21 protein-coding genes are annotated in these 24,450 nt (G+C 73.8%); 13 read left to right on the forward strand and 8 right to left on the reverse strand.

Annotation, left to right across the window (positions count from 1 at the left end):
• Window positions 1-18 precede the first annotated feature (18 nt).
• On the reverse strand, window positions 19-1,230 hold the full coding sequence (gene xseA / locus ACIRBX_RS20485) for an exodeoxyribonuclease VII large subunit (protein WP_402298468.1): 1,212 nt from the start codon (window positions 1,228-1,230) through the stop codon (window positions 19-21).
• Between the two features lie 430 nt (window positions 1,231-1,660).
• Here xseA and ACIRBX_RS20490 point away from each other — a divergent pair, with 430 nt between their 5' ends.
• Window positions 1,661-3,274, forward strand: a complete 1,614-nt coding sequence (locus ACIRBX_RS20490) for a TerD family protein (protein ID WP_402298469.1) — start codon at window positions 1,661-1,663, stop codon at window positions 3,272-3,274.
• A 286-nt stretch (window positions 3,275-3,560) separates the two neighbouring features.
• On the opposite strand, the gene ACIRBX_RS20495 is transcribed toward ACIRBX_RS20490, so the two are convergent.
• Window positions 3,561-4,910, reverse strand: coding sequence for an APC family permease (locus tag ACIRBX_RS20495; RefSeq protein WP_402298470.1), 1,350 nt, complete (start codon window positions 4,908-4,910; stop codon window positions 3,561-3,563).
• Between the two features lie 85 nt (window positions 4,911-4,995).
• Here ACIRBX_RS20495 and ACIRBX_RS20500 point away from each other — a divergent pair, with 85 nt between their 5' ends.
• On the forward strand, window positions 4,996-5,973 hold the full coding sequence (locus ACIRBX_RS20500; protein ID WP_402298471.1) for a 4-hydroxy-3-methylbut-2-enyl diphosphate reductase: 978 nt from the start codon (window positions 4,996-4,998) through the stop codon (window positions 5,971-5,973).
• A gap of 86 nt (window positions 5,974-6,059) precedes the next feature.
• Window positions 6,060-6,809 (forward strand): polyphosphate--glucose phosphotransferase, encoded by a 750-nt coding sequence (ppgK, locus tag ACIRBX_RS20505; RefSeq protein WP_402298472.1) that lies wholly within the window; start codon window positions 6,060-6,062, stop codon window positions 6,807-6,809.
• A 273-nt stretch (window positions 6,810-7,082) separates the two neighbouring features.
• Here ppgK and ACIRBX_RS20510 read toward each other — a convergent pair whose 3' ends face one another.
• Window positions 7,083-7,685, reverse strand: a complete 603-nt coding sequence (locus ACIRBX_RS20510; RefSeq protein WP_402298473.1) for a DUF6542 domain-containing protein — start codon at window positions 7,683-7,685, stop codon at window positions 7,083-7,085.
• 124 nt (window positions 7,686-7,809) lie between these two features.
• Between ACIRBX_RS20510 and ACIRBX_RS20515 the strand changes: the two genes are divergently transcribed.
• Window positions 7,810-8,190: a glyoxalase gene (locus tag ACIRBX_RS20515; protein ID WP_402298474.1), complete on the forward strand. Its 381-nt coding sequence runs from the start codon at window positions 7,810-7,812 to the stop codon at window positions 8,188-8,190.
• Window positions 8,191-8,324: 134 nt separating this feature from the next.
• Entirely contained in the window at window positions 8,325-9,398 is a 1,074-nt protein-coding gene (gene ychF, locus ACIRBX_RS20520) for a redox-regulated ATPase YchF (protein ID WP_402298475.1), read from the forward strand.
• Between the two features lie 133 nt (window positions 9,399-9,531).
• Here the strand turns inward: ychF and ACIRBX_RS20525 are convergent, their stop codons facing one another.
• Both ACIRBX_RS20525 and ACIRBX_RS20530 read right to left on the reverse strand, forming a co-directional pair.
• A complete protein-coding gene (locus ACIRBX_RS20525) occupies window positions 9,532-9,795 on the reverse strand; it encodes a type II toxin-antitoxin system RelE/ParE family toxin (RefSeq protein ID WP_402298476.1) in 264 nt (87 codons plus the stop codon).
• Entirely contained in the window at window positions 9,788-10,057 is a 270-nt protein-coding gene (locus ACIRBX_RS20530) for a type II toxin-antitoxin system Phd/YefM family antitoxin (protein ID WP_402298477.1), read from the reverse strand. The genes ACIRBX_RS20525 and ACIRBX_RS20530 overlap by 8 nt, the downstream gene beginning before the upstream one ends.
• A 430-nt stretch (window positions 10,058-10,487) precedes the next feature.
• Here ACIRBX_RS20530 and ACIRBX_RS20535 point away from each other — a divergent pair, with 430 nt between their 5' ends.
• Both ACIRBX_RS20535 and ACIRBX_RS20540 read left to right on the forward strand, forming a co-directional pair.
• Window positions 10,488-10,934 (forward strand): deaminase, encoded by a 447-nt coding sequence (locus ACIRBX_RS20535; RefSeq protein WP_402298478.1) that lies wholly within the window; start codon window positions 10,488-10,490, stop codon window positions 10,932-10,934.
• 81 nt (window positions 10,935-11,015) lie between these two features.
• Window positions 11,016-11,669, forward strand: a complete 654-nt coding sequence (locus tag ACIRBX_RS20540; protein ID WP_402298479.1) for an HAD-IA family hydrolase — start codon at window positions 11,016-11,018, stop codon at window positions 11,667-11,669.
• A gap of 53 nt (window positions 11,670-11,722) precedes the next feature.
• On the opposite strand, the gene ACIRBX_RS20545 is transcribed toward ACIRBX_RS20540, so the two are convergent.
• On the reverse strand, window positions 11,723-12,304 hold the full coding sequence (locus tag ACIRBX_RS20545) for a pyridoxamine 5'-phosphate oxidase family protein (RefSeq protein ID WP_402298480.1): 582 nt from the start codon (window positions 12,302-12,304) through the stop codon (window positions 11,723-11,725).
• 148 nt (window positions 12,305-12,452) lie between these two features.
• Here ACIRBX_RS20545 and ACIRBX_RS20550 point away from each other — a divergent pair, with 148 nt between their 5' ends.
• Entirely contained in the window at window positions 12,453-13,265 is an 813-nt protein-coding gene (locus tag ACIRBX_RS20550) for a methyltransferase domain-containing protein (protein WP_402298481.1), read from the forward strand.
• Between the two features lie 25 nt (window positions 13,266-13,290).
• On the opposite strand, the gene ACIRBX_RS20555 is transcribed toward ACIRBX_RS20550, so the two are convergent.
• Complete coding sequence (locus ACIRBX_RS20555; RefSeq protein ID WP_402298482.1) at window positions 13,291-14,097, reverse strand: DsbA family protein; 807 nt, start codon at window positions 14,095-14,097, stop codon at window positions 13,291-13,293.
• 354 nt (window positions 14,098-14,451) lie between these two features.
• Here ACIRBX_RS20555 and ACIRBX_RS20560 point away from each other — a divergent pair, with 354 nt between their 5' ends.
• From ACIRBX_RS20560 to ACIRBX_RS20575, 4 genes are all read left to right on the forward strand, one after another.
• Window positions 14,452-14,613, forward strand: coding sequence for an SPOR domain-containing protein (locus ACIRBX_RS20560; RefSeq protein WP_402298483.1), 162 nt, complete (start codon window positions 14,452-14,454; stop codon window positions 14,611-14,613).
• A 10-nt stretch (window positions 14,614-14,623) separates the two neighbouring features.
• Window positions 14,624-15,013 carry a (deoxy)nucleoside triphosphate pyrophosphohydrolase gene (locus ACIRBX_RS20565; RefSeq protein WP_402298484.1) on the forward strand — a complete coding sequence of 130 codons (390 nt, stop codon included), beginning with the start codon at window positions 14,624-14,626 and terminating at the stop codon, window positions 15,011-15,013.
• Window positions 15,014-15,817: 804 nt separating this feature from the next.
• Window positions 15,818-18,358, forward strand: a complete 2,541-nt coding sequence (locus tag ACIRBX_RS20570) for a SpoIIE family protein phosphatase (protein WP_402298485.1) — start codon at window positions 15,818-15,820, stop codon at window positions 18,356-18,358.
• A gap of 165 nt (window positions 18,359-18,523) precedes the next feature.
• Window positions 18,524-21,160, forward strand: coding sequence for a SpoIIE family protein phosphatase (locus ACIRBX_RS20575; protein ID WP_402298789.1), 2,637 nt, complete (start codon window positions 18,524-18,526; stop codon window positions 21,158-21,160).
• Between the two features lie 30 nt (window positions 21,161-21,190).
• Here the strand turns inward: ACIRBX_RS20575 and ACIRBX_RS20580 are convergent, their stop codons facing one another.
• Complete coding sequence (locus tag ACIRBX_RS20580) at window positions 21,191-22,222, reverse strand: hypothetical protein (RefSeq protein WP_402298486.1); 1,032 nt, start codon at window positions 22,220-22,222, stop codon at window positions 21,191-21,193.
• A 219-nt stretch (window positions 22,223-22,441) separates the two neighbouring features.
• Here ACIRBX_RS20580 and typA point away from each other — a divergent pair, with 219 nt between their 5' ends.
• The gene (gene typA, locus ACIRBX_RS20585; RefSeq protein WP_402298487.1) at window positions 22,442-24,310 is read left to right on the forward strand and encodes a translational GTPase TypA; all 1,869 of its coding nucleotides are present in this window, start codon (window positions 22,442-22,444) and stop codon (window positions 24,308-24,310) included.
• The last annotated feature ends 140 nt before the right edge of the window (window positions 24,311-24,450 follow it).

The raw sequence follows: 24,450 nt of genomic DNA on the forward strand, positions 1-24,450 counted from the left end.
CGGCGTGCCCCCCGCCCGCTACGCCTGATCCACCGTCACCTCGAAGGCCCCTTCGGCGACCCGGGCGTGCAGCCGCTCGCCGGCCGCCAGCGCCGCCGGGTCGGTGACCACGTGCCCGTCCGCCCGCTGGAGCACCGCGTAACCGCGCTCCAGGGTGGCCAGCGGGGAGAGCGCCACCACCCGGGCCAGGGTGTGCCCGAGGTCCGAACCGGCCGCGTCCAGCCGGTGCCCGAGCACCCGGCGGGCCCGGCCGACCAGCTGCGCGACCTCCTCGGCGGGCCCGTCCACCAGCCGGTGCGGCGCGGCCAGCACCGGGCGGCTGAGCACCCCGGCCAGCCCGGCCCGCTCGCGCTCCACCCGCTGGGTGACGTGCCGTCGGGCCCGGTCGCGCAGCTGGTGCACCCGGGCCAGCTCCTCGCCCACGTCCGGCACCACCCGCTTCGCCGCGTCGGTCGGGGTGGAGGCGCGCAGGTCGGCGACGAAGTCCAGCAGCGGCTGGTCCGGCTCGTGCCCGATCGCGCTCACCACCGGCGTCCGGGCTGCCGCCACCGCCCGGATCAGGGTCTCGTCGGAGAACGGCAGCAGGTCCTCCACGCTGCCGCCGCCCCGGGCCACCACGATCACGTCCACCTCGGGGTGCGCGTCCAGCTCCTCGACGGCCGCCGTCACCCGGGCCACCGCGCTGACCCCCTGCACCGGCACGTTCCGCACCTCGAAGCGGACGGCCGGCCAGCGGCGCCGCGCGTTCTCCAGCACGTCCCGCTCGGCGGCCGAGTCCCGCCCGGTGACCAGGCCGATGCAGTGCGGCAGGAACGGCAGCCGCTTCTTCCGCTCGGCGTCGAACAGGCCCTCGGCGGCCAGCGCGCGCTTCAGGTGCTCCAGCCGGGCCAGCAGCTCGCCCAGCCCGACCAGCCGGATCTCGGTCGCCCGCAGAGAGAGGGTGCCGCGTGCCACGTACCACTCGGGCTTGGCGTGCACCAGGATCCGGGAGCCCTCCCGGACGTCCTCGGCCACCTGCTCGAAGACCTGCCGGAAGCAGGTGACGGTCAGTGAGACGTCCCGGTCCGGGTCACGCAGCGTCAGGAACACCACCCCGGCGCCCGGTCGGCGGCTCAGCTGGGTGATCTGCCCCTCCACCCAGACCGCCCCGAGCCGGTCCACCCACCCTCCGATGAGCGCGGACACCTTGCCGACCGGGATCGGCGCCTCGGGTGAGCTGCTGTTGGCCATACCGAGGAGGCTATCCCCGGACACCGACGCGCACGCCCCCGACGACCGCGCCGGGCGGGGCTCCGGCGGGGCTCCGGGGGCGCCGGTTCCCGGTGGGGACCGCCGGGCTCCGGGGCGGCGGACTCGGCGTCGTCGGTCCCGTCCGGCCGAGGGGCTCGTCCCCGGGCTCCGTTCTGCGCGCCTCGGCGGGGGCAACCGCTTCCGGTGCGGCCCGCAGGGCTCCGTGCCGTCGGAGTCGGGGAGACACCGCCCGGCCCCACCGGCTGCCCGCGCCCGGCCCCACCGGCCGTCGCGGGCGCGGGCAGGACCCCGCCCGAGGTGCGGTCGGCGACGGCCGCCGTCCGGAGAGCCCGCCCTCACCCCTCGCCCCCCTCCGCCGCGACTAGGCTGGCCCGGCGACGGGGTGTCAACTGCGGGGAGTGGCGAGGCGATGACGATCACCAAGGGCGCCAACGTGCCGGTGGCCACGGCCGAGGTGCGGGTCGAGCTGGGCTGGCGGGCCGGGCCGGGCGTGCCGGACGCCGACGCCTCCGCGTTGCTGCTGAGCGGCGGCCGGGTCCGTTCCGACGCCGACTTCGTGTTCTACAACCAGCCCCAGGACGCCGCCGGCACCGTCCGCCACAACGGCAAGCAGCAGCTCCCGGACGGCTCCGTGGTCGACGGCCTGACGGTCCGTCTGCCCGTCGTGGAGCCCGGCGTCGAGACGGTGGTGCTGGCGGCCTCCAGCGACGGCGGTCCGTTCGGCGCCCTCCCCGGCCTGTACCTCCGCCTGCTGGACCCGGCCACCGGCGCCGAACTGGTCCGTTTCGACGACCCCGGGGCGACCACCGAGACCGCCTTCGTGCTCGGTGAGCTCTACCGTCGGGGCGAGGGCTGGAAGTTCCGCGCGGTCGGCCAGGGCTACGACTCCGGGCTGGCGGGTCTGGCCACCGACTACGGCATCCAGGTCGACGAGGAACCTGCCGCCGTCCCCGCCCCCGTCCCCGTCGCTGCTCCCGTTCCCGCTCCGCCGGTTCCGCCCGCCGCGCCCCCGGCCGCGATGCCCGATTCGTTCGAGCTCCAGCCCCCGGTCCCGGCCGGGTACCCGGCCCCGCCGCAGTCGCAGCCGCCGTACCCGCCGCAGCCGGGCTACCAGGGCCAGCCGCCGTACCCCGGTCCGGCGCAGCCGCCGACCCCGACCCCGCCCTATCCGACCCCGTACCCGCCGCAGCCGGGCTACCAGGGCCAGCCGTCGTACCCCGGTCCGGCGCAGCCGCCGACTCCGGCCCCGCCCGGGTACCCGGCCCCGCCGCAGTCGCAGCCGCCGTACCCCGCCCCGGCCGCCCACCCGGCCGAGCCGCACGCCCCGGCGTCGGCCACCCCGACCGCCCCGCTGAACTTCTCGAAGATCACCCTCACCAAGGAGGCCCCCAAGCTCTCGCTGCGCAAGCACGGTGCGGTCGGCGGCCTGCTCCGGGTGAACCTGAACTGGGCGGCGGGCCAGGCCACCCAGGCCGGGCAGCCGCAGAAGTCCGGCGGCTGGCTGGCGAAGCTGCGCAACGCGGCCCAGGGGACCCAGGGCGCCCTGGCCGGCCGGGACCTCGACCTGGCCTGCCTCTGGCAGCTGAGGGACGGCAGCGCGGGCGTCGTCCAGGCGATCGCGCAGCGCTTCGGCAACCTCCAGGAGCCGCCCTACGTCCAGCTGGCCAACGATGACCGGACGGGGGCGGCGGCCCATGGCGAGGACCTCTGGATCAACCTCGACCGGTCCGCCGAGATCGAACGCCTGCTGGTCTTCGCCTTCGCCTTTGACGGCCGCCCGCTGAACGGCCTGAGCGGCCTGGCCACGCTCTTCCCGGCCGACGGCATGCCGGTCGAACTGCCCTTGGACGGCTGCGAGTTCCCGGCCACCAGCTGTGTGGTCGCGCTGCTGGAGAACGACGGCGAGGGCCTGGTGGTGAAGCGGGAGGGCAGCTGGTTCCAGGCCACCCCGGAGATGTCGAACCATCAGATGATCGACCAGGCGTACGGCTGGGGCCTCAGCTGGAGCAACGGCTCCAAGTGACCCGGCCGCCCGGACCGCCCGAGGGGCGGTCAGGGGCGCGGGGCTCTGCCGATCTGCGGCTCCGCCGCGTGGGTGCGCAGGGGAACGCGACGACCTGTGGGCCGGGTACGGAGATTCACGTGCAGGTGAGTGTCCGTACCCGGCACACGGGTCTACGTCTTCCGTCTCGCGCAGTTCCTCGCGCCCCTGACTGCCCACTGGGCCCGGTGGCCGCCTTCCGGCCCGGTGATCGACCTTCGGGCAGCCTGACCGCCCACCGGGCGGCCCGGCCGCGGCTGACGCCGCGTCAGCCGCGGCCGGGACGCCGGGAGGCCGGGCTCTGGACCGCGAGCACCACCAGCCCCACCGCCAGCCACCCCGCCCCGACCCACTGCGCGGTGGCGGAGGCCTCGACCAGCACCCACCCGATCACGGCCATGCCCAGCAGCGGCACCAGCAGGTGCCGGAACCAGTCCGTCGAGGACCCCTTGACGGTGTACCAGCCGATCACCGAGGCGTGCAGCAGCCCGAAGGCGGCCAGCGCGCCGACGTTCACCACCGAGGTCAGCCGGTCCAGCCCGTCGTCCCGGCCGGCCGCCCAGACCGCCGCGACCAGGGTCACCACGGCGGCCGTCAGCAGCGCCCGCTGCGGCACCGCCGTCCGGGGATCGACGGCCGCCAGGGCCCGGGGGAGCCGGCCCTCCCGGGCCATCGCGAACACCAGCCGCCCGGCCGCCGCCTGCCCGGCCAGTGCGGCGAAGGCCGCCCCGATCGCCTTGCTGGCCGCCACCAGGGTCTGCAACCAGTGCCCGATCGAGGCGTCCACGGTGTCGTAGAAGGCCGAGCCCTGGGCCGCCGGGTCGGCCGCCAGCTGATCCGGCGTCACCGGGCTGAGCAGCGCGGCCAGGTAGGTCTGCGCCACGAACAGCACCCCGGCCAGCGCCAGGCACCACAGCACCGCCCGGGCCACCGCCGCCGAGGCGCCGACCGCCTCCTCGACGAACGAGGCGATCGCGTCGAAGCCCAGGTAGGACAGCACGGCCACGCTCACCGCCGCCATCACCGCCGTGAGCGAGAAGCCGCCGATGCCGGTCAGCGGGCTCAGCCAGTCGCGCTCCGCCCCGTCCCGGGCCAGCACCACCACCGCCGAGACCACGAAGACCGCCAGCACCACGATCTCCAGCGCCAGCACCGCGAAGCCGACCGCCGCCGCCGTCCGCACCCCGAGCAGGTTGAGCGCGGTGGTGACCAGCACCGCCAGCGCCGTCCAGACCCAGCGGGAGACCTCGGGCACCAGCGAGTTCAGCGCGATCCCGGAGAACAGGTACGCCACCGCCGGGATCAGCAGGTAGTCCAGCATCGCCATCCAGCCGGCCACGAAGCCCCAGCTCTCGCCGATCCCGGCCCGGGCGTAGGCGAAGACCGAGCCGGCCCGCGGCACCGCCCGCACCATCTGGGCGTAGCTGTACGCGGTGAAGCCCATCGCCACGGTGGCCGCCAGGTAGACCGCCGCCACCGCGCCGTGGCTCTTGGCGTCCAGCACCCCGAAGACGCCGACCGGCGCCATCGGGGCGATGAACAGCAGCCCGTAGACCATCAGATCCCGTACGCCGAGGCTCCTGCGCAGTTCGCCCGGCCGGTCAGCCTGCTCGCTCATGCTCAGATTTGACCACTCGTATCCGTTTCGTTCCGGTATCCGGGTGCCGTCGGCGCGGCCTCCGACCGCCCGTACCATGGGTCACATGTCCAACTCTGCGCAGCGCCGTGTCCTGCTCGCCGCCCCCCGGGGCTACTGCGCGGGTGTCGACCGCGCCGTCATCGCCGTGGAGAAGGCCCTGGAGCAGTACGGGGCCCCGATCTACGTCCGCAAGGAGATCGTCCACAACAAGTACGTGGTGCAGACCCTGGAGAAGCAGGGCGCGATCTTCGTGGAGGAGACCGAAGAGGTCCCCGAGGGCTCGATCGTGGTCTTCTCGGCCCACGGTGTCGCCCCCTCCGTCCACGACGAGGCCCAGGTGGGCAAGCTCGCCACCATCGACGCCACCTGCCCCCTGGTCACCAAGGTGCACAAGGAGGCCGTCCGGTTCGCCGACGAGGACTACGACATCCTGCTGGTCGGCCACGAGGGCCACGAGGAGGTCGTCGGCACCATGGGCGAGGCGCCCGACCGGATCCACCTGGTCGACGGCGCCGAGGACGTGGCGAACGTGAAGGTCCGCGACGAGTCCAAGGTCGTCTGGCTGTCCCAGACCACCCTCTCGGTGGACGAGACCATGGCCACCGTCGGCGAGCTGAAGAAGCGCTTCCCGCTGCTGGTCAGCCCGCCCAGCGACGACATCTGCTACGCCACCCAGAACCGCCAGGTCGCGGTCAAGCAGCTCGCCCCCGAGGCCGACCTGCTGATCGTGGTCGGCTCCAAGAACTCCTCCAACTCGGTCCGCCTGGTCGAGGTCGGCCTGGAGTACGGCGCCAAGGCCGCCCACCTGGTCGACTTCGCCGACGAGATCGACGAGGCGTGGCTGGAGGGCGTCGAGACCGTCGGCCTGACCTCCGGCGCCTCCGTCCCGGAGATCCTGGTGGACGGCGTGCTGGCCTTCCTGGCCGAGCGCGGCTACGCCGACGTGCAGACCGTCCGCACCGCCGAGGAGCACCTGGTCTTCTCGCTGCCGAAGGAGCTCCGCCGCGACCTGCGTGCCGAGGCGGCCGGCAAGCTGGCGTAGTACCCCTCCCCGTCCGTAGCGCGAACCGCCACCGTCACCCTTAGGTTGGTCCACAGGCTGTGGACTCGAATACCTGGAGGGCGACGGTGGCGGCGGTTTTCGGTGTGGACATCGGTGGTTCGGGCATCAAGGGCGCCCCGGTCGACCTGACCGGCGGTCAGCTCGCCGAGGAGCGGCACAAGGTGCTGACCCCTCAGCCCTCCACCCCCGAGTCGGTGGTGGCCGCCGTCCGCGAGGTGGTCACCCACTTCGGCCACCACGGCCCGGTCGGCCTCACCTTCCCCGGCGTGGTGGTCGACGGCCGCATCCAGACCGCCGCCAACGTCTCCAAGGACTGGATCGGCCTCGACGCGGCCGGCCTGTTCCGCGAGGAGCTCGACCTGCCCTGCACCGTCCTCAACGACGCCGACGCGGCCGGCCTGGCCGAGGTCCGGCACGGCGCGGGCCGCGACCGCTCCGGCGTGGTGCTGGTCCTCACCTTCGGCACCGGCATCGGCAGCGCCCTGTTCTCCGACGGCGTGCTGGTGCCCAACACCGAGCTCGGCCACCTCGAACTGCGCGGCAAGGACGCCGAACGCCGCGCCTCCTCGGCCGCCCGGGAGCGCCACGAACTCAGCTGGACCGAGTGGGCGGAGCGGGTCAACGAGTACCTCGACCTGGTGGAGAAGCTGTTCTCCCCTCAGCTGATCGTGATCGGCGGCGGGGTCAGCCGCAAGCACGACAAGTTCCTGCCGCTGCTCACCGACCGCCCGGCCGAGGTGGTCCCGGCGGAGCTGCGCAACGACGCGGGCATCGTCGGCGCGGCGATGGCCGCCGCTGCGGCGGCGGCCGGCTGAGTCGGGGGCGCGAGCCGTCCGGCGGGGCGGCCCGGCGGGGCGGCGTTCGTACGGGGCGTCGGGCGGTCTCGACGGGCTGAGCCTCCGGCCGGACGGGGCGTCGGGCGACCGACGGCCGGCCGACCGCTGTCGGCGACTCGCGATGTCGTCCGCCGCCGCCTGTCCTGCCCCGACCTGCGGCGGCCCGTCCCGGCCCGTCTGCCCGTCTCCCGGCCGCTCGTGCCCCGGCCGCCCGTGCGCGGTGAAGCGCCGCCCGGCCGCCCTGACCCGTCGTCAGGCTCCGCGCCGGGCCCGGATCCTGCGCTGCGCCAGGAACCGGGCCGCCACGATCACCGCCGCCAGTCCCGTCCCGGTGAACAGCCACCCCGCCCGCAGCGCCAGCCCGCTGGCCAGCCCCACCACCTGCCCGGTCACCCCCGGCGCCGACACCGGCCCGAGCACCAGCAGTGCCGCCGCGAACGCGATCGGTCCGCTGATCGGTGCCGCCGGCAGGTCCGCCAGCCGCACCCGGACGGCGAGTTGGAAGCAGACCGCGATGTAACCGAGCCCGAACAGCACCCCCAGATCGCCGAACAGCAGCCGGTCCGCCCCGGCCGCCAGCAGCGTCCCGACCAGTGCCAGCAGCCCCGTCCCGACGGCGGTCAGCCGGGCCGGCGGACCCCCTCTGCCACTGCCCCCGCCACCTCCGCCACCGCGTGCCCTCGCGGCCAGCCGCAGCGGCACCCGCAGCGGCCCGGCCAACGGCCTGCGCGGCCGGGCCGCCGCACCGCCCCTGGCCTCGGGGGACCCGGCGGGCCCCGGTACGGCGGCCCCGCCCGGACCGCTCGGCGGTCGGCGTCTGGGCCCTGGCGGCTGGGTTCGGATGCTCTGCTCCACTCGCCCAACGTACGGTCGGATCATCGCCACAGTGTGTAATGGCCGCGGTGGCCGCACACCGTGTCCCCGAACGGAGTAGTCTGCGGGCCGTTCGAGATCGTTCGTTGCCCAACGGGGAGGCAGGATGACCGAGTTCGGGTTCGCCCGGCTGCACCACGTCCAGCTCGACGTGCCGGCCGGATCGGAGGACACCTGCCGCGAGTTCTGGGGCGGGGTGCTCGGTCTGGCCGAGCTGCCCAAGCCGCCGGTGCTGGCCGCGCGCGGCGGCTGCTGGTTCGGCGGCGGCGGGGTGGAGGTCCACCTCGGTGTGGTCGGCGAGCACCAGCCCTCCCCGAAGGCCCACCCCGGTTTCCTGATGACCGACCTCGACGCCCTCGCCGCCCGGCTGGCCGAGCACGGCCACCCGGTGACCTGGGACGGCAACTTCCCCGGCTACCGCCGCTTCCACTCCGCCGACCCGTTCGGCAACCGCCTGGAGTTCCTGGAGCCCGACCCCTCGGCCTGACCCCGGGCCTGATGCCGGCCTCACCCCGGCCCGACCCTCGGCCTGATCCGCCCCTCCGCCGGGCCCGTAGACTGGGGGACCGGTCCGGCCCGCCCGGCCCGCTCCACGCCCTCCAAGCCCCGGGACATCGCTTCATGTCGCTCTCGATCGGAATCGTCGGCCTGCCGAACGTCGGCAAGTCGACCCTGTTCAACGCCCTGACCAAGAACGACGTGCTGGCGGCCAACTACCCGTTCGCCACCATCGAGCCGAACGTCGGCGTCGTCGGTGTCCCGGACCCGCGCCTGCAGAAGCTGGCCGAGATCTTCGGTTCGCAGAAGATCCTCCCGGCCACCGTCGACTTCGTCGACATCGCCGGCATCGTGCGCGGCGCCAGCGAGGGCGAGGGCCTGGGCAACAAGTTCCTCGCCAACATCCGCGAGTCGGACGCGATCTGCCAGGTCATCAGGGCGTTCAACGACCCGGACGTGGTGCACGTCGACGGCAAGGTCTCGCCCAAGGACGACATCGAGACCATCAACACCGAGCTGATCCTCGCCGACCTCCAGTCGATCGAGAAGGTCCTCCCCCGCCTGGAGAAGGAGGCCCGTCTCAAGAAGGACACCGCGGCCACCCTCGCCGCCGCCAAGGAGGCCCAGGCCATCCTGGAGACCGGCAAGACCCTCTTCGAGGCCGGCTTCGACATCTCCCTGGTCCGTGAGCTCCACCTGCTCACCGCCAAGCCCTTCCTCTACGTCTTCAACGTGGACGAGGACGAGCTCGCCGACGAGCCCTTCAAGGACACCCTGCGCGCACTGGTCGCCCCCGCCGAGGCCATCTTCCTCAGCGCCAAGATCGAGTCCGAGCTGATCGAGCTCGACGACGCCGAGGCCCTCGAACTCCTCCAGTCCATGGGCCAGGAGGAGCCCGGCCTCGCCACCCTCGGCCGGGTCGGCTTCGACACCCTCGGCCTCCAGACCTACCTGACGGCCGGCCCCAAGGAGACCCGGGCCTGGACCATCAAGAAGGGCGCCACCGCCCCCGAGGCCGCCGGTGTCATCCACACCGACTTCCAGAAGGGCTTCATCAAGGCCGAGGTCATCTCCTTCGACGACCTGGTCGAGACCGGCTCCATCGCCGAGGCCCGCTCGAAGGGCAAGGCCCGCATCGAGGGCAAGGAGTACGTCATGCAGGACGGCGACGTGGTGGAGTTCCGCTTCAACGTGTAGTCGTGTGCTGGCTGCATGTCAGGCGTTGAGCCAGACGTGCGCATCAGAAGGGGTCGGGCTCTGTCGAGCCCGACCCCTTCGTCGTCCCCGTGCTGGATGAGTGCTGGATGTTCTGACGCATGGTCAGCGGTTGTCAGGTGTCGTAAACGGTGGACCGATGCCCCACGTGCACGACCCAGACCACCAGTTCCCCGCTCTCGACCGTGTAGACAACGCGGTAGTCACCAACCCGTAGGCGCCGACGATCTGGCTGGAACACGAGTGCGGTGGTGTTGAAGCCGAGCGGATCGCTTTCCAGCTCGGTCAGCTTGGCCAGGATGCGCAGCGCCATCTCGCGCGGGATGTTCCGAAGCTCGGCCTGCGCCTCGGGGCGAAAGACGGTCCGGTACTCACTCACTGCGCGCCAGCGTCTCCCTCATGATGTCCTCGATCGGGATGCTGGGCGCGGGGTTGGCCATGCGCTCGTTGATGATCCGATTGATCTCGCGCTCTTCCCACTCCTGGTACTTGCGCAGTACGTCGATGGAGACGACGGCGGCGACTTCCTTGCCGCGGCGTGTGATCACGGTGGGGACGTCATCGCGGTCGGCGCGCTCCACGACCTCGGCGAGGTGTGCGCGCACGTCTCGAATGGACTCTACGGGTAGAGGCTGCGTCATGCGCTCAAGCGTACCTAGTGTCCCATGTGTACACAATGTCGCGAGCGGGCGGACCGCCCTCGCTGCGGACGCGCGTGTTGGAGGTGCTGGATGGGCCTGCACGGTGCTGGATTCGTGCCGTGCTCGTCTGCTGTAACGGTGCTGATGCCGTGCTGACTCGGACCCTCAGGAGCAGCGCTTCCGCAGGCCACGGCGCTGTGGTGGAGGCTCCGCTTCAACGTCCGGTCGAGCGTGCTGTGCGGTAAGGGGTCGGGCTCCCAGGGGTCCGGCCCCTTCGCTGTTGCCGTGGCCCGTCTTCCGCCACGGCGTCAGCGGCGATCAGCTCCCGTAGATCGGTCCGGTCTGCCGTCTGCCCGGCGATCCGGCTGCTGGGCCGGCGCGCGCCGTACGGTGGGCAACGGAGTGAGACGGGCGAGATGAAGGGCATGCGGTGAGGACGGATCTGGAGTGGCTGGCGCGGGCGGTGGAGCTGTCGCGGCGGTGTCCGCCGTCGGAGACGGCGTTCTCGGTGGGGGCCGTGGTGGTCGGGGCGGACGGGGTGGTGCTGGCGGAGGGGTACAGCCGGGAGGGGACGCCGCACGATCATGCGGAGGAGGCGGCGCTGGCGAAGCTGCCGGCCGGGGACGAGCGGCTGCGGGGGGCGACGGTGTACAGCTCGTTGGAGCCGTGCGGGGAGCGGGCCTCGCGGCCGAGGACGTGTGCGGAGTTGATCGTGGCGGCGGGGGTGCCCCGGGTGGTGGTGGCCTGGCGTGAGCCCGATCTGTTCGTGACGGGGTGTCAGGGGACGGCGCTGCTGGAGGCGGCGGGGGTCGAGGTGGTGGAGCTGCCGGAGCTGGCGGCGGAGGCTCGGGCGGTGAACGCGCACCTGCTGAGCTGACGGGGAAGGGGCGGGGGATGTGTGGTCGTATGACCGGGTTTTGTAGCCTGGTGGTACGTACCCGCCCGGAGGAGATCTGCCATGTCCGTGACCCTGAACGCCCGCGCCGTGCTGCTCGACATGGACGGCACGCTGGTCAACTCCGAGGCTGCGGTCGAGCGTTGTTGGCGTCGTTGGGCGGCGGAGCACGGGATCGACGGTGACCACGCGATGAGTGTGGTGCACGGCCGGCAGGGGCACCTGTCGATGGCGATCCTGCTCCCGGAGCGCCCGATGGCGGAGAACCTGGCCGACAACCGGCGGATGCTGGCCGAGGAGGTCGCGGACCTCGACGGGGTGGTGGAGGTGCCGGGAGCGGCGGTCTTCCTGGCCGCGCTGCCGGCCGGTGCGCAGGCCCTGGTGACCTCGGCCGACGACACCCTGGCCCGGGCCCGGATGGGGGCGGCCGGGCTGCCGCTGCCGGAGCTGATGGTGACGGCCGAGTCGGTCGGGGCGAGCAAGCCGGACCCGGAGGGCTTCCTGAAGGGGGCGGCCGGGCTGGGGTTCGAGCCGGCGGAGTGCGTGGTGTTCGAGGATTCGGAGGCCGGCATCCGGGCCGGAATCGCGGCCGGCATGCGGGTGGTGGGCGTGGGGCCGCGCGCGGCGGCCTTCGGCCCCACGGTGCACGTGGACACCCTGGAGCAGGTCAGGGTGACCGTCGGGGCGGACGGCGGCCTGGTGCTGGAGATCGGCTGACGGTGGGTCGGCCGACGGCGCGGCGGTGGGGGCGGCGGGCGGCGGGCGGTGGGTCAGGGCCGGGGCGGCAGGGGGAGCGGGAGGGCCGGCAGGCCGTCCACGCTGACCGGGACGTACGGCTTGCCCTCGCAGTAGACGGCGAACTCCTCATCCGTCTTGCGGTCGAAGAAGTCGGCGTGCAGCGAGCGGTCCTCGCGGAAGTCCATCAGCGGGACGGCGAAGCCGCAGGAGTCGCTGACCCGGGTGGCGTGCACCAGCACGATGGCCCGCAGCGCGCTGCCGTCGGCGTCGGCCGGGAAGTGGGTGATCAGCTCGGCGAAGCGCGGGTCGTCGCGGAAGACCGGTTCGCCCCGGCCGTGCACCCGGACCACGGTGGGCGGGCCGTCGAAGGCGCACCACATCAGGGTGATCCGGCCGTTCTCCCGCAGGTGGGCGATGGTCTCGGCGGTGGAGCCGCCGAAGTCCAGGTAGGCCAGGGTGAGTTCGTCGATGATCGCCAGGGTGCCGGAGCGGCCCTTGGGGGAGAGGTTGACGTGCCCGTCGTCGGCCAGGGGGGCGGTGGCGGTGAAGAAGACCGGCTGGCTCTCGATGAACTTCCGCAGACGGCCGTCGATGCTTTCGTAGGTCTTTCCCATGACTCCGATTGTTCCGCAACGGGCCTGTCCCGAGCCAGGGTTCGGCGCAACTGTCTCGCGATGAGAGACGGATGTTCTCGCGAATCGAGACGAGTCGTAGGCTCGGAACGGCGGCACACCGGCCGTCCCGAGACAAGGGGGAGCTCTCGTGAGCGAGCAGCGGCATGCCTACACCCACGGCCATCAGGAGTCGGTGCTGCGGTCGCACCGGTCCCGCACCGTCGCCGATTCGGCTGCCTACCTGCTGCCCGAACTGCGCGCGGGGCAGCGGGTGTTGGACCTGGGCTGCGGGCCGGGGACGATCACCGCCGACCTGGCCCGACTGGTCGGCCCGGCCGGGCGGGTGGTGGCGGTGGACCGCGAGCCGCAGGTGCTGGTGGAGGCGGCTGCGTACGCGGCGGAGCAGGGCCTGGGGAACGTCACCTTCGAGACCGCCGACGGGCACCGACTGCCGTACGCGGACGGGGAGTTCGACGTGGTGCACGCGCACCAGGTGCTGCAGCACGTGGCCGATCCGGTGGCCGTGCTGCGTGAGCTGCGCCGGGTGACGGCCCCGGGCGGCGTGGTGGCGGTCCGGGACGCGGACTACGCCGCGATGACCTGGTACCCCGAACTGCCCGAGCTGGACGAGTGGTTGGCGCTGTACCGGCGGATCGCCCGGGTCAACGGCGGTGAGCCGGACGCCGGCCGGCGGCTGGCGGCCTGGGCCCGGGAGGCCGGCTTCACGGAGCTGACCGCCTCCTCGGCCACCTGGACCTTCGCCACGCCGGAGCGGCGCGAGTGGTGGGGTGCCGTGTGGGCGGAGCGCACGGTGGGGTCGGCCACCGCCGCGACGGCGGTGGCGCAGGGGTTCGCGGACCGGGGGGACCTGGACCGGATCGCCGAGGGCTGGCGGCGCTGGGCCGCCGACCCGGACGGCTGGTTCGCCGTGCTGCACGGGGAGTTGCTGGCCCGGAGGTGAGGCGGAGCGGGACGGGGCGCGGGCGTCAGGTCGGGATGCCGGCCCGCTCCAGCACCCGGGCGAAGGCCGCCCGGTCGTACCGCGACCCGTCGGTGATCCGCTGTCCGTCCAACACCACGGTCGGCGTGCTGCCGACCCCGGAGCGCTCGAAGGCCTGCCGGGCCGCGCCGACCCAGTCCCGGTACGCCAGTCCCTGCACGGCCTGGTCGAAGGCGTCGCTGCGCAGCCCGGGCACGCCGGAGGCCACGTCGAGCAGGAAGGCGTCGGTGAAGCCGTCGCGCCCCTCCTCGGTGGGTTGGTTGGCGAACAGCGCGGCGTGGTACTCGGGGAACCTGCCGGCCTCCAGGGCGGCCCGGGCGGCGTTCGCCGCCTTCACCGAGCCCTCGCCGCCCAGCCGCCCGTCCAGGAAGGAGGCCAGGGTGTACTCGATCCTCAGCTCGCCCCGGGCCGCCGCCGAGGCCAGCAGCTCGCCCGTCGCGCCCTCGGCGGTCGCGCAGTACGGGCAGCGGAAGTCGGCGTAGACCTGCACGGCGTGCCGCGCGTCCGGGTCGCCGACCACCACGGTGGTGCCGTCCGCGCCCAGCCGGGCCGGGAGTTGGGAGAGCGTGGTCGCCTCGGTCGCGGGCAGCGCGCGCGGCGTGGCGCTGGTCCGCTCGGTGGTCGGGGCGGTCGCCCGGTCCTGGGCGCTGCCGCACCCGGCCAGGCTGACCGCGAGCAGCCCGGCGGCGAACGAACCGGCCAGCACCTGCCGACGGCGTGGCAGCAGGTTGCGGATCGGTCCACCCGGTCCACCCGGAACGGCGGGTGCGACGGGTACGACGGGTGCGGGCATGGAGTGCTCCTCTCCGGCCGGGGCCCGGAGAGACGGACCACCGTGTCTGTGACGCTAGTGAGCCGCCGCCGGACCGAGCAGAGGCGCAGGGCCCGGACCCGGGCTGACCTTGGTCCCGGGATGTGGGGCGGCGGGGACAGCAAGGGTGGGAGGGGCGTGGGTGGTCCGGCTGACGCCTCCTCAGCTCGCCCCGCTTACCTGCCGTTAACCGCCGCCGTACCCGGCGGTAGCAGTCGGCTCGTAGCGTTCGCGCAGCAGCGTGTCCCGGTCCGTCCCCCACCGGACCGGGGCGCGCGCCGCCTCGTGCGCCGCCCCGCGTACGGCCCCGCACGCGGTCCTCCTAAGGTGAAGTCCATGGGGACGACGGAGACGTACCGGGTGATGCGGCAGGACGACAACGGCAACCGCTTCCTGGTGGCCAAGGGGCTGACCCGGCCGGCGGCCGAGTCGATGGCGGCCGAGTTCGAGGCCCGGGGCCACAAGCAGCTGTACTGGGTGGAGTCGGACGGTCAGTAGGGTCGGACCCATGGAGATCCGGATCGTCGTCGGCGGGGCCCTCGTCCACCAGGGGCGGGTACTGGCCGCCCGCCGCACCGCACCCGCCGCCGTCGCGGGGTACTGGGAGTTCCCCGGCGGCAAGGTCGAGCCGGGGGAGACCGAGGAGCGGGCGCTGGAGCGCGAGCTCCGGGAGGAGTTGGGCGTCGAGGCGCGGGCCCTGCACCGGCTGCCGGGCAGCTGGGAGGTCCGCCCCGGGCTCGAACTCCGGCTCTGGGCAGCCGAGTTGATCGAGGGTGAGCCTCGTCCGCTGGAGGACCACGACCAGCTGCGGTGGCTCGGGCTCGCCGAGCTGGACGAGGTGCCCTGGCTGGAGCACGACCGCGAGGTGCTGCCGCACCTAGCCGCCCTGCTGGGCTGACGCCCGGGACTGCCACCACCTGCCACCACCATGACCCGCCACCGCCACCGCCGTCGTCCACCCGCCACCGCGCACCGGCCACCGCCGGTCGGTCGGCCGCGCCGCCACCGCACATCGGCCACCGCCGGTCGGTCGGCCGCGCCGCCACCGCCCGCCACCCGCCCGCCGGTCGGCCGCGCTGGCACCGACCTGACACAGACCGGACGGGCACCCGCACCACCTGACGCCCCGTCCGTTGGGCCAGGTAGGCCAATCGGACAAGCCGATCCGCTCGCCGGGGTAGCCTGGCGTTCTGATGGGTATGTCACTTTTCGGCAGTATTCGTCACCATAGGTGAGGCGGTCGGTGTCGAGCACGGGATTCGGCGAGGGCGAGCAGCCGCCGACGGACGGCGCCCCCCGGCGCGGGCCGCGACCGGTGGTCCCCCCGGCCAAGGGCACGGCCGGGCAGCCGGGGCCCGGCGGGCCGTCCACGCAGGCAGCGCCCGCCGGCCAGGCCGCGCAGGGCACACAGGGCGGACAGGGCACACAGGGTGGGCAGTCCTCGGGCCAGGGCGGCTCCCCCCGGCCCCGGAGCATCGGCAGTGCCTCGGCCCGCGCCCGGCTGCGCCGGCTGACCCCCAGGCGCTCCCCGGCCACCCCGCCGCGCCCGCCGGTGCACCCGCACGCGCACCCCTACCCCCCGCCCTCCGCCGACCCCCGACTGGGTGGCGTCCGGGGTGCGCCGGTCGCCCCGTACCCGGGGGTGCCCGGTGCCGACCTCCACGCCGGGGCACCCGGGACGGCCCTGACACCCGGGACGGCCATGGCACCCGGGACGGCCGCGGCGGTCACGCCGCCCGGCGCGGGCGCGGCGGCCGGTGACCGGCGGGCCAGGGCGGGGGAGCGCCCCGAGGGCAGCCTGTTCGACGTGGTGAAGGTGGCCATCGCGATCCTGGACACCTCCGGCCGGGTGGTGCTCTGGAGCCCGGCCGCCGAGGACCTGCTCGGCTGGCCGAGCGAGCTGCTGGTGGGCCGCCGGATCGACGAGTTGATGGACGATCAGGAGCTGGTCGGCCGGGTCCGGGCGGCGATCCAGGAGACCCTGCGGACCGGCCGGTGGAACGGCTGGACCCAGCTGCGCCACCGGGACGAGGGCGAGGTCCGGGTGGAGGCCCGGATCTCCCTGCTGGCGGACGGCGACGGCACCCCGTTCCTCCAGGTGGCACTGGCCGAGGCGGCCACCCTGTGGGCGGTGGAGCACGACCTGGCGGTCCGGGACGCGCTGTTCGAGCAGTCCCCGCTGGGCATCGTGATCCTGGACACCGAGCTGCGCTACACCGCCGTCAACCGGACCATGGCCGAGATGAACGGCATCCCGGCCGAGGAGCACACCGGCCGGACCACCGGCGAGACGCTGCCCGAGCGGGCCGCCGACGAGATCACCGCGATCCAGCGCCAGGTGCTGGCCACCGGCGAGCCGGTGGTGGACGTGACGCTGGCCTCGCCGGTGACGGCCCGGGCCGGCTTCCGGTCGATCTCCTACAGCCGGATGACCGACCGGGCCGGCCGGGTGCTCGGCATCTCCGGCACCGTGATGGACGTGACCGAGCGGTACCGCGCGGTGGCCAAGGTTGAGCACGCCCGCCGCCGGCTCTCGCTGCTGAACGAGTTCGGCTCCCGGATCGGCGATCTGCTGGACGCCGGCCGGATCGCCCAGGAGCTGGCCACCGCCGTGGTGCCCCGGCTGGCCGACTACGCGGCGGTGATCCTGCTCCAGGCGGTGGCGCACGGGGACGACCTGCCCCGGCACGGCCACGACCGCCGCACCTCGCTGCTCCAGCTCGGCACCGCCGCCGTGCAGGACGCCCCCGAGGTGGAGGTGATGCTCCGCCGGGGTGCCCGGATCACCTTCGCCGAGGACTCCGCCTTCGGCCGGGTGCTCCGTACCGGCGTGCCCGAACTCCTCTCCAACCCCGAGGAGTTGAGCGACCTCACCTACCCGGGGGACCCGAAGGTGCAGGCCGCCCACGACCTCGGGGTGCACTCCCGGCTGGTGGTCCCGCTGCGCGCCCGGGGCATCGTGATCGGCCTGCTCGCGGTCAGCCGGGCCGGCTACCGGGAGGGCTTCGACCGGGACGACCTGGCCTTCACCGTGGAGCTGGCCGACCGGGCCGGCAGCTCGCTGGACAACGCCCGGCTGTACGCCCGCGAGCGGACCGCCGCGCTCACCCTGCAGCGCACCCTGCTACCCCAGCAGGTGCCTCAGCCCGCCGGGGTCGAGGTGGCCTACCGCTACGTGCCCGGCAGCAGCGGCACCGAGGTCGGCGGCGACTGGTTCGACGTCATTCCGCTCCCGGACGGCCGCACCGCGCTGGTGGTCGGCGACGTGATGGGCCACGGCCTGCGGGCCGCCGCGACCATGGGCCGGCTGCGCACCGCGGTGCGCACCCTGGCCGGGCTCGACCTGCCGCCGGAGATCCTGCTGCGGCACGTCCACGAGCTGGCCGACGACCTGGCCCAGGGCCCGGACGAGGCGCTGCTCGCCACCTGCGTCTACGCGGTCTTCGACCCCGCCACCCGGCGGCTGGTGGCGGCCAAGGCCGGGCACATCCCGCCGGTCCTGATCGTGCCCAAGGAGCCGGGCGAGGAGCCCGTCCGGACCGGCGGACCGCTGACCGGCGGTGTCGGCCAGGTGCTCGACCTGCCCTCCGGAGCCCCGCTCGGGGTCGGCGGGGTGCCCTTCGAGTCGATCGAGCTGGACATCCCCGAGGGCAGCCTGCTGGCGCTCTGCACCGACGGCCTGGTGGAGTCCCGGGACAAGGACCTGGACGTCGGCCTCGGCCGGCTGCTGACCGTGCTGGAGCAGCCCTACGCCTCGATCCAGCAGGCCTGCGAGGCGGTGCTGGACACCATGGAGCAGGGCCGCGAGCCGGACGACGTGGCGCTGCTGCTGGCCCGGCTCGGCCGGGGCCAGTCCGGCACCCCGACGGCGGGCTGGACGCTGCCCGCCGAGCCCACCGCCGTCTCCCGGGCCCGCCGGCTGGTCCGGGGCGCGCTCACCGAGTGGGGGGTCGAACACCTCACCGACACCGCCGAGTTGCTGGTCAGCGAGCTGGTCACCAACTCGGTCCGGTACGCCTCCGCCCCGATCGGGGTGCGGCTCACCCTGGGCGACACCCTGCTGGTGGAGATCTCCGACCCGCTGCCCGACCCGCCCCGCGAGCGGCACGCCGCCGAGGCCGACGAGGGCGGCCGGGGGCTGGAGTTGGTACGCCGTCTCGCTCTGCGCTGGGGCGCACGCGCCGAGGGTATGGGGAAGGTCGTCTGGTTCGAGCTCGACCCCGCCGACGACCACCTCGGCTGACCGGGTCAGGACGCCGGGCATCGTCGCAGGTGATCGCGGTGCGGAGGTCTCTCGAAGGGTCGCGGGAGGAGTGGTTCGAACAGGTGCGCCCGGGTAAGGGGGACGGGGAAGCGGAAGCCTGAGCCGTTTTGTGATGTTGGGGGCGTGTGCGCCTGCCCCCGGATGATGAATACTCGGTGTTCTCGACATCCGGATGGGCGCGGGTTGGAGGGGATCGGACCGTTGAACAGCATCCCGGCGTGGAAGACGTCGAGCGGCAGCGGCCATGCCGCCGTGCCCGGTCAGCCGAGCGGTGGTGTGAGCAGCGGTGCGACGAGCGGTACGAGAGGCGGCGGCGTGAGCCGGGGCCAGGCCCAGGACGCGCGGGCGGCCGACGACTGGGACGTCCAGGGCAAGGCCGGCTCGATCTACGACTACATCCGGGTCGCCACCTTCGCGATCGGCGCGGACGGCCGGATCACCCAGTGGAGCGGCCGGGCCGCCGAGTTCTTCGGGGTCCCCGCCGACGAGGCGGTCGGCGCCGATCCGGTCACCACCCTGATGCCCCGTGAGCTCTGGCAGCGCGGCCGGGCCCGGATGGAGTCCGTGCTGGCCGGCGAGGAGTGGGTCGGCACCGCCCCGTACCGGGACGCCACCGGGGCCGAGGGCCTGGCCGAGCTCTACGTGATGCCGGACAGCGGCACCCCCGGCGGCGCCACCTGTCTCGCCGTGGACCTCGGCCGGCTGCGCCGGATCGAGACCGACCTGGCCGCCTCCGAGGCGGTCTTCGGCCAGACCCCGACCGGCTTCTTCCTGTTCGACAACGAGCTGCGCCTCCAACGGGTGAACCAGGCCTTCGCCACCGCCATCGGCCTGCCCGCCTGCGAGCTGCCCGGCCTCTCCCCGTACGACCTCTTCCTGCCCGGCGAGGCGGACCGGCTGATGGTCGCGCTGCGCAAGGTGCTGGGCGGCGGCGGGCCGATCCTCGACCTGCGGTTCACCGGCGCGGTGCCGCGCACCGCCACCGTGCAGTCCCGGGACGGCGGTCGCCGCTGGGCCATCTCGCTCTACCGGCTGAACGGCGCCAACGGCCACCCGATGGGCGTGGCCGGCCAGGTGCTGGACGTGACGAGCCGTCACATCGCCGAGCGGGAGGCCGCCGGGGTGCGCCGCAGCCTGGCGCTGCTGAACGAGGCGTCCACCCACATCGGCTCCACCCTCGACCTGGAGACCACCGCCAAGGAGCTGCTGGACGTGATCGTCCCGCAGTTCTGCGACCTGGCCACCGTCGACCTCTACACCGCCCTGCTCTCCGGCGACTCCGGGCCGACCGCCGCCGGGCCGGGCGCCTCGGACGGCTCCGGCGAGCTGCGCCGGGTGGCCGTCTCCAGCGTGGTCGGCGGGGCCTCCAGCGTGCTGGGCGCCGAGGGCGCGGTACCGGTCGCCGAGGCCGGCGGCTCGCTCTGCTACCCCCGCCGCTCCCCGCACGCCCGGGCCCTGCGCACCGGCCGCAGCGTGGTCCCGCAGCCGGGCCCGGACCCGCTGCTGCGCTCCACCCTGGTGGTGCCGCTGGTCGCCCGCGACCAGGTGCTCGGCCTGGTCCAGCTGTCCCGCGCGATCGGCAGCGAGCCGTTCGACGCCCGGGACGTGGCGATCGCCGAGGAGCTGGTCGCCCGGGCCGCCGTCTGCGTGGACAACGCCCGGCTCTACCGCCGCGAGCACGAGCGCGCGCTGATCCTCCAGCGCAGCCTGCTGCCCCCGGGCAAGCCGGCCGCCAGCGGCCTGGAGATCGCCCGCCGCTACCTGCCCAGCAACAACAACACCGAGGTCGGCGGCGACTGGTTCGACGTCATCCCGCTGCCCGGCAGCCGCACCGCGCTGGTGATCGGCGACGTGATGGGCCGGGGCCTGCGGGCCGCCGTCGCGATGGGGCAGCTGCGCACCGCCGTCCGCACCCTGGCCATGCTCGACCTCGACCCGGCCGAGGTGCTCTCGGCCCTGGACGAGATCGCCCGCGGCCTCGGCGGCGAGCCCACCGTGCCCGGCGAGGAGGTCGAGGTCTACCTCGCCACCTGCGTCTACGCGGTCTACGACGCCGTCACCCAGCGCTGCGTCTTCGCCAACGCGGGCCACCTGCCGCCCGTGCTGCTCAGCCCCGGCGAGCCCGCCCGGATGCTGGAGGTGCCGCCCGGCCTGCCGCTCGGGGTCGGCGGCGAGCCGTTCGAGGAGGTCGAGGTCACGCTGCCGGACGGCGCCGTGCTCGGCCTCTACACCGACGGCCTGGTGGAGTCCCGCAAGCACCAGCTGGACGAGGGCCTGCGGGCCTTCCGGACCGCGCTCAACGGCGGCTCCCGCGCGCTGGAGCGGCTCTGCGACGAGGTGCTCGACGAGCTGATGCCCCATCACGGCGAGGACGACATCGCGCTGTTGATGGCCAAGGTGCAGGCGCTCCCCGAGGACTCGGTCGGCGACTGGAAGCTCCCGGCCGAGCTGACCTCGGTCGGCCGGGCCCGCGAGCTGGCCTGCTCCTGGCTGCTGGTGCGCGGCCTGGACGAGCTGGTGGACACCACCGAGCTGCTGGTCAGCGAGCTGGTCACGAACGCCCTGCGGCACGGCAACGGCGAGATCCGGCTGCGGCTGCTGCGCGACCGCACGGTGGTCTGCGAGGTCTGGGACGACGGCTACGCCCAGCCCCGCCAGCGCCGCGCCCAGGAGACCGACGAGGGCGGCCGGGGCCTCCAGCTGGTCAGCCTGCTGGCCGAGCGCTGGGGCAGCCGCCGCACCCCGAACGGCAAGATCGTCTGGTTCGAGCTGGCCCTCTGACGGCCCGTCAGGGGGCCGCCGGGGCGGGTGTCAGCCCTGGACCTCGGTGCGGGCCAGCCGGTCCTCCAGCAGCGCCGGCCGGGCCATCTCCGGGCACCACCGCCGGGCCCGCCCGAGCGCCACGGCCGCCTCGCCGCGCCGCCCGGCGGCGATCAGCGCGGCGGCGTACGAGCACTGCGCCTCGGCCCACCAGAGGCCGGACCCTGCCGTCCGGATCGCCCGCCGGGCATCCACCACCGCCTCCTCCGGCCGACCCTCCAGCCGGGCCAGGTCGGCGCCGCCCGCGCCGAGCCGCGCGGACCGGGCGTCGCCGTCCGCCAGCTCCCGCACGGTGGCCGACAGCCGGGGGAGCGCCTCGGGGAGCGACAGCGCTCCGGACTCGACGGCCTGCACCAGCGCGGCGGCCCGGATCAGCAGGGCCGTGCTGCCGAGCGCCGGAGTCGTCCGGTCGGACAGCCGGAAGGCTTCGTCCAGGTCTCCGGTCAACAGGGCGGACGCCGCCCGCAACTGGACCCCGATCGGCTCCGCCTCCCGCGCCGGGGGCAGCGCGGCCAGGGCCCCGGCCGGGTCGCCCCCGTCCAGGAGCCGCCCCGCCGTGAGCTCGGCCGGAGTGAACTGCCCGTCACCGACCGCGTGTCGGCCGAACAGCGCGTGCCCGATCGAGCCGGCCTGCCGGACCTTGACCAGCGAGAGCACCAGCAGGCAGCCGACCCCGACGCCCGCCGACCGCGTGAAGAGGTCGCCCCCGGCCAGCAGCCGACCGGCCAGGCCGGCGAGGAGCAGCAGCTCCAGGGCGCCGAGCACCCGGAGGACGGCCGGGTACCACCGGCTGCGCAGCGGGTAGGCTCCGCCGCCCACGAGCAGCGGCACCAGCCGGACCACCCAGTCGACGCCGTGCCACCGGAAGCCCGCGATCCGGGGCCCGAACCCGATCTCGATCCGGTCGAGGGCACCGGCCGGGGTCAGGGACAGCAGCAGGGGCCGGAGTTGGGCGGTCTGGGCACAGGCCAGGGCGGTGCCCGCCAGCACGAGCAGCTGTCGCTGCGAGGAGAAGTCGCTCACCCGCCCGTGTTTAACGGCAGGCGAACGGGGGTGGAAGGGTCGTGATCCGATCGTGATCCATCCCGTACGGGCCTGCCCGTTTCGGCCCCGCTGCGAGGTTCCACGTACGATAGGAGGAAGCCGTGGCATGTCGTGCCCCGGCGGGTGGACCGGTAGTTGCAGGCGGGGTCTGACGCAGCCGGGCGCCGCAACCCACGATTCCGGGAGAATCCGCTCAGCATGCCCACGCGTAATGACATCCGCAACGTTGCCATCGTCGCCCACGTCGACCACGGGAAGACCACCCTCGTCGACGCCATGCTGAAGCAGGCCGGTGCCTTCGCCGCCCACCAGCACCTCGACGACCGGATGATGGACTCGAACGACCTCGAGCGCGAGAAGGGCATCACCATTCTCGCGAAGAACACGGCCGTGAAGTACCACCCCAAGGAGGGTGGCGCGCCGATCACGATCAACATCATCGACACCCCCGGCCACGCCGACTTCGGCGGTGAGGTCGAGCGCGGCCTCTCCATGGTCGACGCCGTCGTGCTGCTGGTCGACGCCTCCGAGGGTCCGCTGCCGCAGACCCGCTTCGTGCTCCGCAAGGCGCTGACCGCCAAGCTGCCGGTCATCCTCTGCATCAACAAGACGGACCGCCCGGACTCCCGGATCGACGAGGTCATCAACGAGACCTACGACCTGTTCCTGGACCTGGACGCGACCGAGGACCAGATCGAGTTCCCGATCGTCTACGCCTGTGCGCGGGACGGCGTCGCCTCGATGACCAAGCCGGAGAACGGCACCGTGCCGGCCGACAGCGACTCGCTGGAGCCGTTCTTCTCCACCATCCTGCAGCACGTCCCGGCCCCGACCTACGACGAGGACGCCCCGCTCCAGGCGCACGTCACCAACCTGGACGCCGACAACTTCCTCGGCCGCATCGCGCTCTGCCGGGTCGAGCAGGGCGAGCTGCGCAAGGGCCAGCAGGTCGCGTGGATCAAGCGGGACGGCTCGATCCAGCAGGTCAAGATCACCGAGCTGCTGATGACCGAGGCGCTCACCCGCAAGCCGGCCGAGAAGGCCGGCCCGGGTGACATCTGCGCCGTCGCCGGCATCCCGGACATCATGATCGGCGAGACCCTGGCGGACCTGGAGAACCCGGTCGCGCTGCCGCTGATCACGGTGGACGAGCCGGCCATCTCGATGGTCATCGGCACCAACACCTCGCCGCTGGTCGGCAAGGGCGGCAAGGGCCACAAGGTCACCGCCCGCATGGTGAAGGACCGCCTGGACCGCGAGCTGATCGGTAACGTCTCGCTCCGCGTCATCCCGACCGAGCGTCCGGACGCCTGGGAGGTCCAGGGCCGTGGTGAGCTGGCGCTCGCCATCCTGGTCGAGACCATGCGCCGGGAGCTCTTCGAGCTGACCGTCGGCAAGCCGCAGGTGGTCACCAAGGTCATCAACGGCAAGACCCACGAGCCGGTCGAGCGGATGACCATCGACAGCCCCGAGGAGTACCTCGGCGCCATCACCCAGCTGATGGCGACCCGCAAGGGCCGCATGGAGACCATGACGAACCACGGCTCCGGCTGGGTCCGGATGGAGTTCATCGTCCCGTCGCGCGGTCTGATCGGCTTCCGCACCCAGTTCCTCACCGACACCCGCGGCACCGGCATCGCGCACTCCATCTTCGAGGGCCACGAGCCGTGGTTCGGCGAGCTCCGGATGCGCAACAACGGTTCGCTGGTGGCCGACCGCGCGGGCGTCGTGACGCCGTTCGCGATGATGGGCATCCAGGAGCGCGGCACGCTCTTCGTCGAGCCCACCACCGAGGTGTACGAGGGCATGATCGTCGGCGAGAACTCGCGCCAGGACGACATGGACATCAACATCACCAAGGAGAAGAAGCTCACCAACATGCGTGCCGCTTCCTCCGACACCACCGAGAACCTGGTGCCGCCGCGCAAGCTCTCGCTGGAGCAGAGCCTCGAGTTCTGCCGCGAGGACGAGTGCATCGAGGTGACCCCGGAGACCGTCCGCATCCGCAAGGTCGTCCTGGACCAGAAGGAGCGTGGCCGCACGGCCTCGCGCGCCAAGAAGAACTGACGCCCGGCGCTCCTCCCGAGCCGGGGGGGGGCCCCCCGCCCCCCCCCCCGGGGGGGGGGTGGGGGGGGGGGGTGCACAACCGGGGCGGGGGGGGGGGGGGGGGTTGGGTGATAGGGCGAGACGAACAGGCAGTGCTGGAA

It is taken from the genome of Kitasatospora sp. NPDC096147, from assembly GCF_044763225.1.
Taxonomy (GTDB): domain Bacteria; phylum Actinomycetota; class Actinomycetes; order Streptomycetales; family Streptomycetaceae; genus Kitasatospora.

Bases quoted from the DNA above. Each gene is read 5' to 3' on its own strand.
- ACIRBX_RS20560 (WP_402298483.1), top strand. From the start codon at position 14,452: ATGGGGACGACGGAGACGTACCGGGTGATGCGGCAGGACGACAACGGC.
- ACIRBX_RS20545 (WP_402298480.1), bottom strand. From the start codon at position 12,304: ATGGGAAAGACCTACGAAAGCATCGACGGCCGTCTGCGGAAGTTCATC.
- ACIRBX_RS20575 (WP_402298789.1), top strand. From the start codon at position 18,524: ATGAATACTCGGTGTTCTCGACATCCGGATGGGCGCGGGTTGGAGGGG.
- ACIRBX_RS20555 (WP_402298482.1), bottom strand. From the start codon at position 14,097: ATGCCCGCACCCGTCGTACCCGTCGCACCCGCCGTTCCGGGTGGACCG.
- ACIRBX_RS20540 (WP_402298479.1), top strand. From the start codon at position 11,016: ATGTCCGTGACCCTGAACGCCCGCGCCGTGCTGCTCGACATGGACGGC.
- ACIRBX_RS20565 (WP_402298484.1), top strand. From the start codon at position 14,624: ATGGAGATCCGGATCGTCGTCGGCGGGGCCCTCGTCCACCAGGGGCGG.
- ACIRBX_RS20500 (WP_402298471.1), top strand. From the start codon at position 4,996: ATGTCCAACTCTGCGCAGCGCCGTGTCCTGCTCGCCGCCCCCCGGGGC.
- ACIRBX_RS20570 (WP_402298485.1), top strand. From the start codon at position 15,818: ATGGCACCCGGGACGGCCGCGGCGGTCACGCCGCCCGGCGCGGGCGCG.
- ACIRBX_RS20515 (WP_402298474.1), top strand. From the start codon at position 7,810: ATGACCGAGTTCGGGTTCGCCCGGCTGCACCACGTCCAGCTCGACGTG.
- xseA (WP_402298468.1), bottom strand. From the start codon at position 1,230: ATGGCCAACAGCAGCTCACCCGAGGCGCCGATCCCGGTCGGCAAGGTG.
- ACIRBX_RS20490 (WP_402298469.1), top strand. From the start codon at position 1,661: ATGACGATCACCAAGGGCGCCAACGTGCCGGTGGCCACGGCCGAGGTG.
- ychF (WP_402298475.1), top strand. From the start codon at position 8,325: ATGTCGCTCTCGATCGGAATCGTCGGCCTGCCGAACGTCGGCAAGTCG.
- typA (WP_402298487.1), top strand. From the start codon at position 22,442: ATGCCCACGCGTAATGACATCCGCAACGTTGCCATCGTCGCCCACGTC.
- ACIRBX_RS20530 (WP_402298477.1), bottom strand. From the start codon at position 10,057: ATGACGCAGCCTCTACCCGTAGAGTCCATTCGAGACGTGCGCGCACAC.
- ACIRBX_RS20495 (WP_402298470.1), bottom strand. From the start codon at position 4,910: ATGAGCGAGCAGGCTGACCGGCCGGGCGAACTGCGCAGGAGCCTCGGC.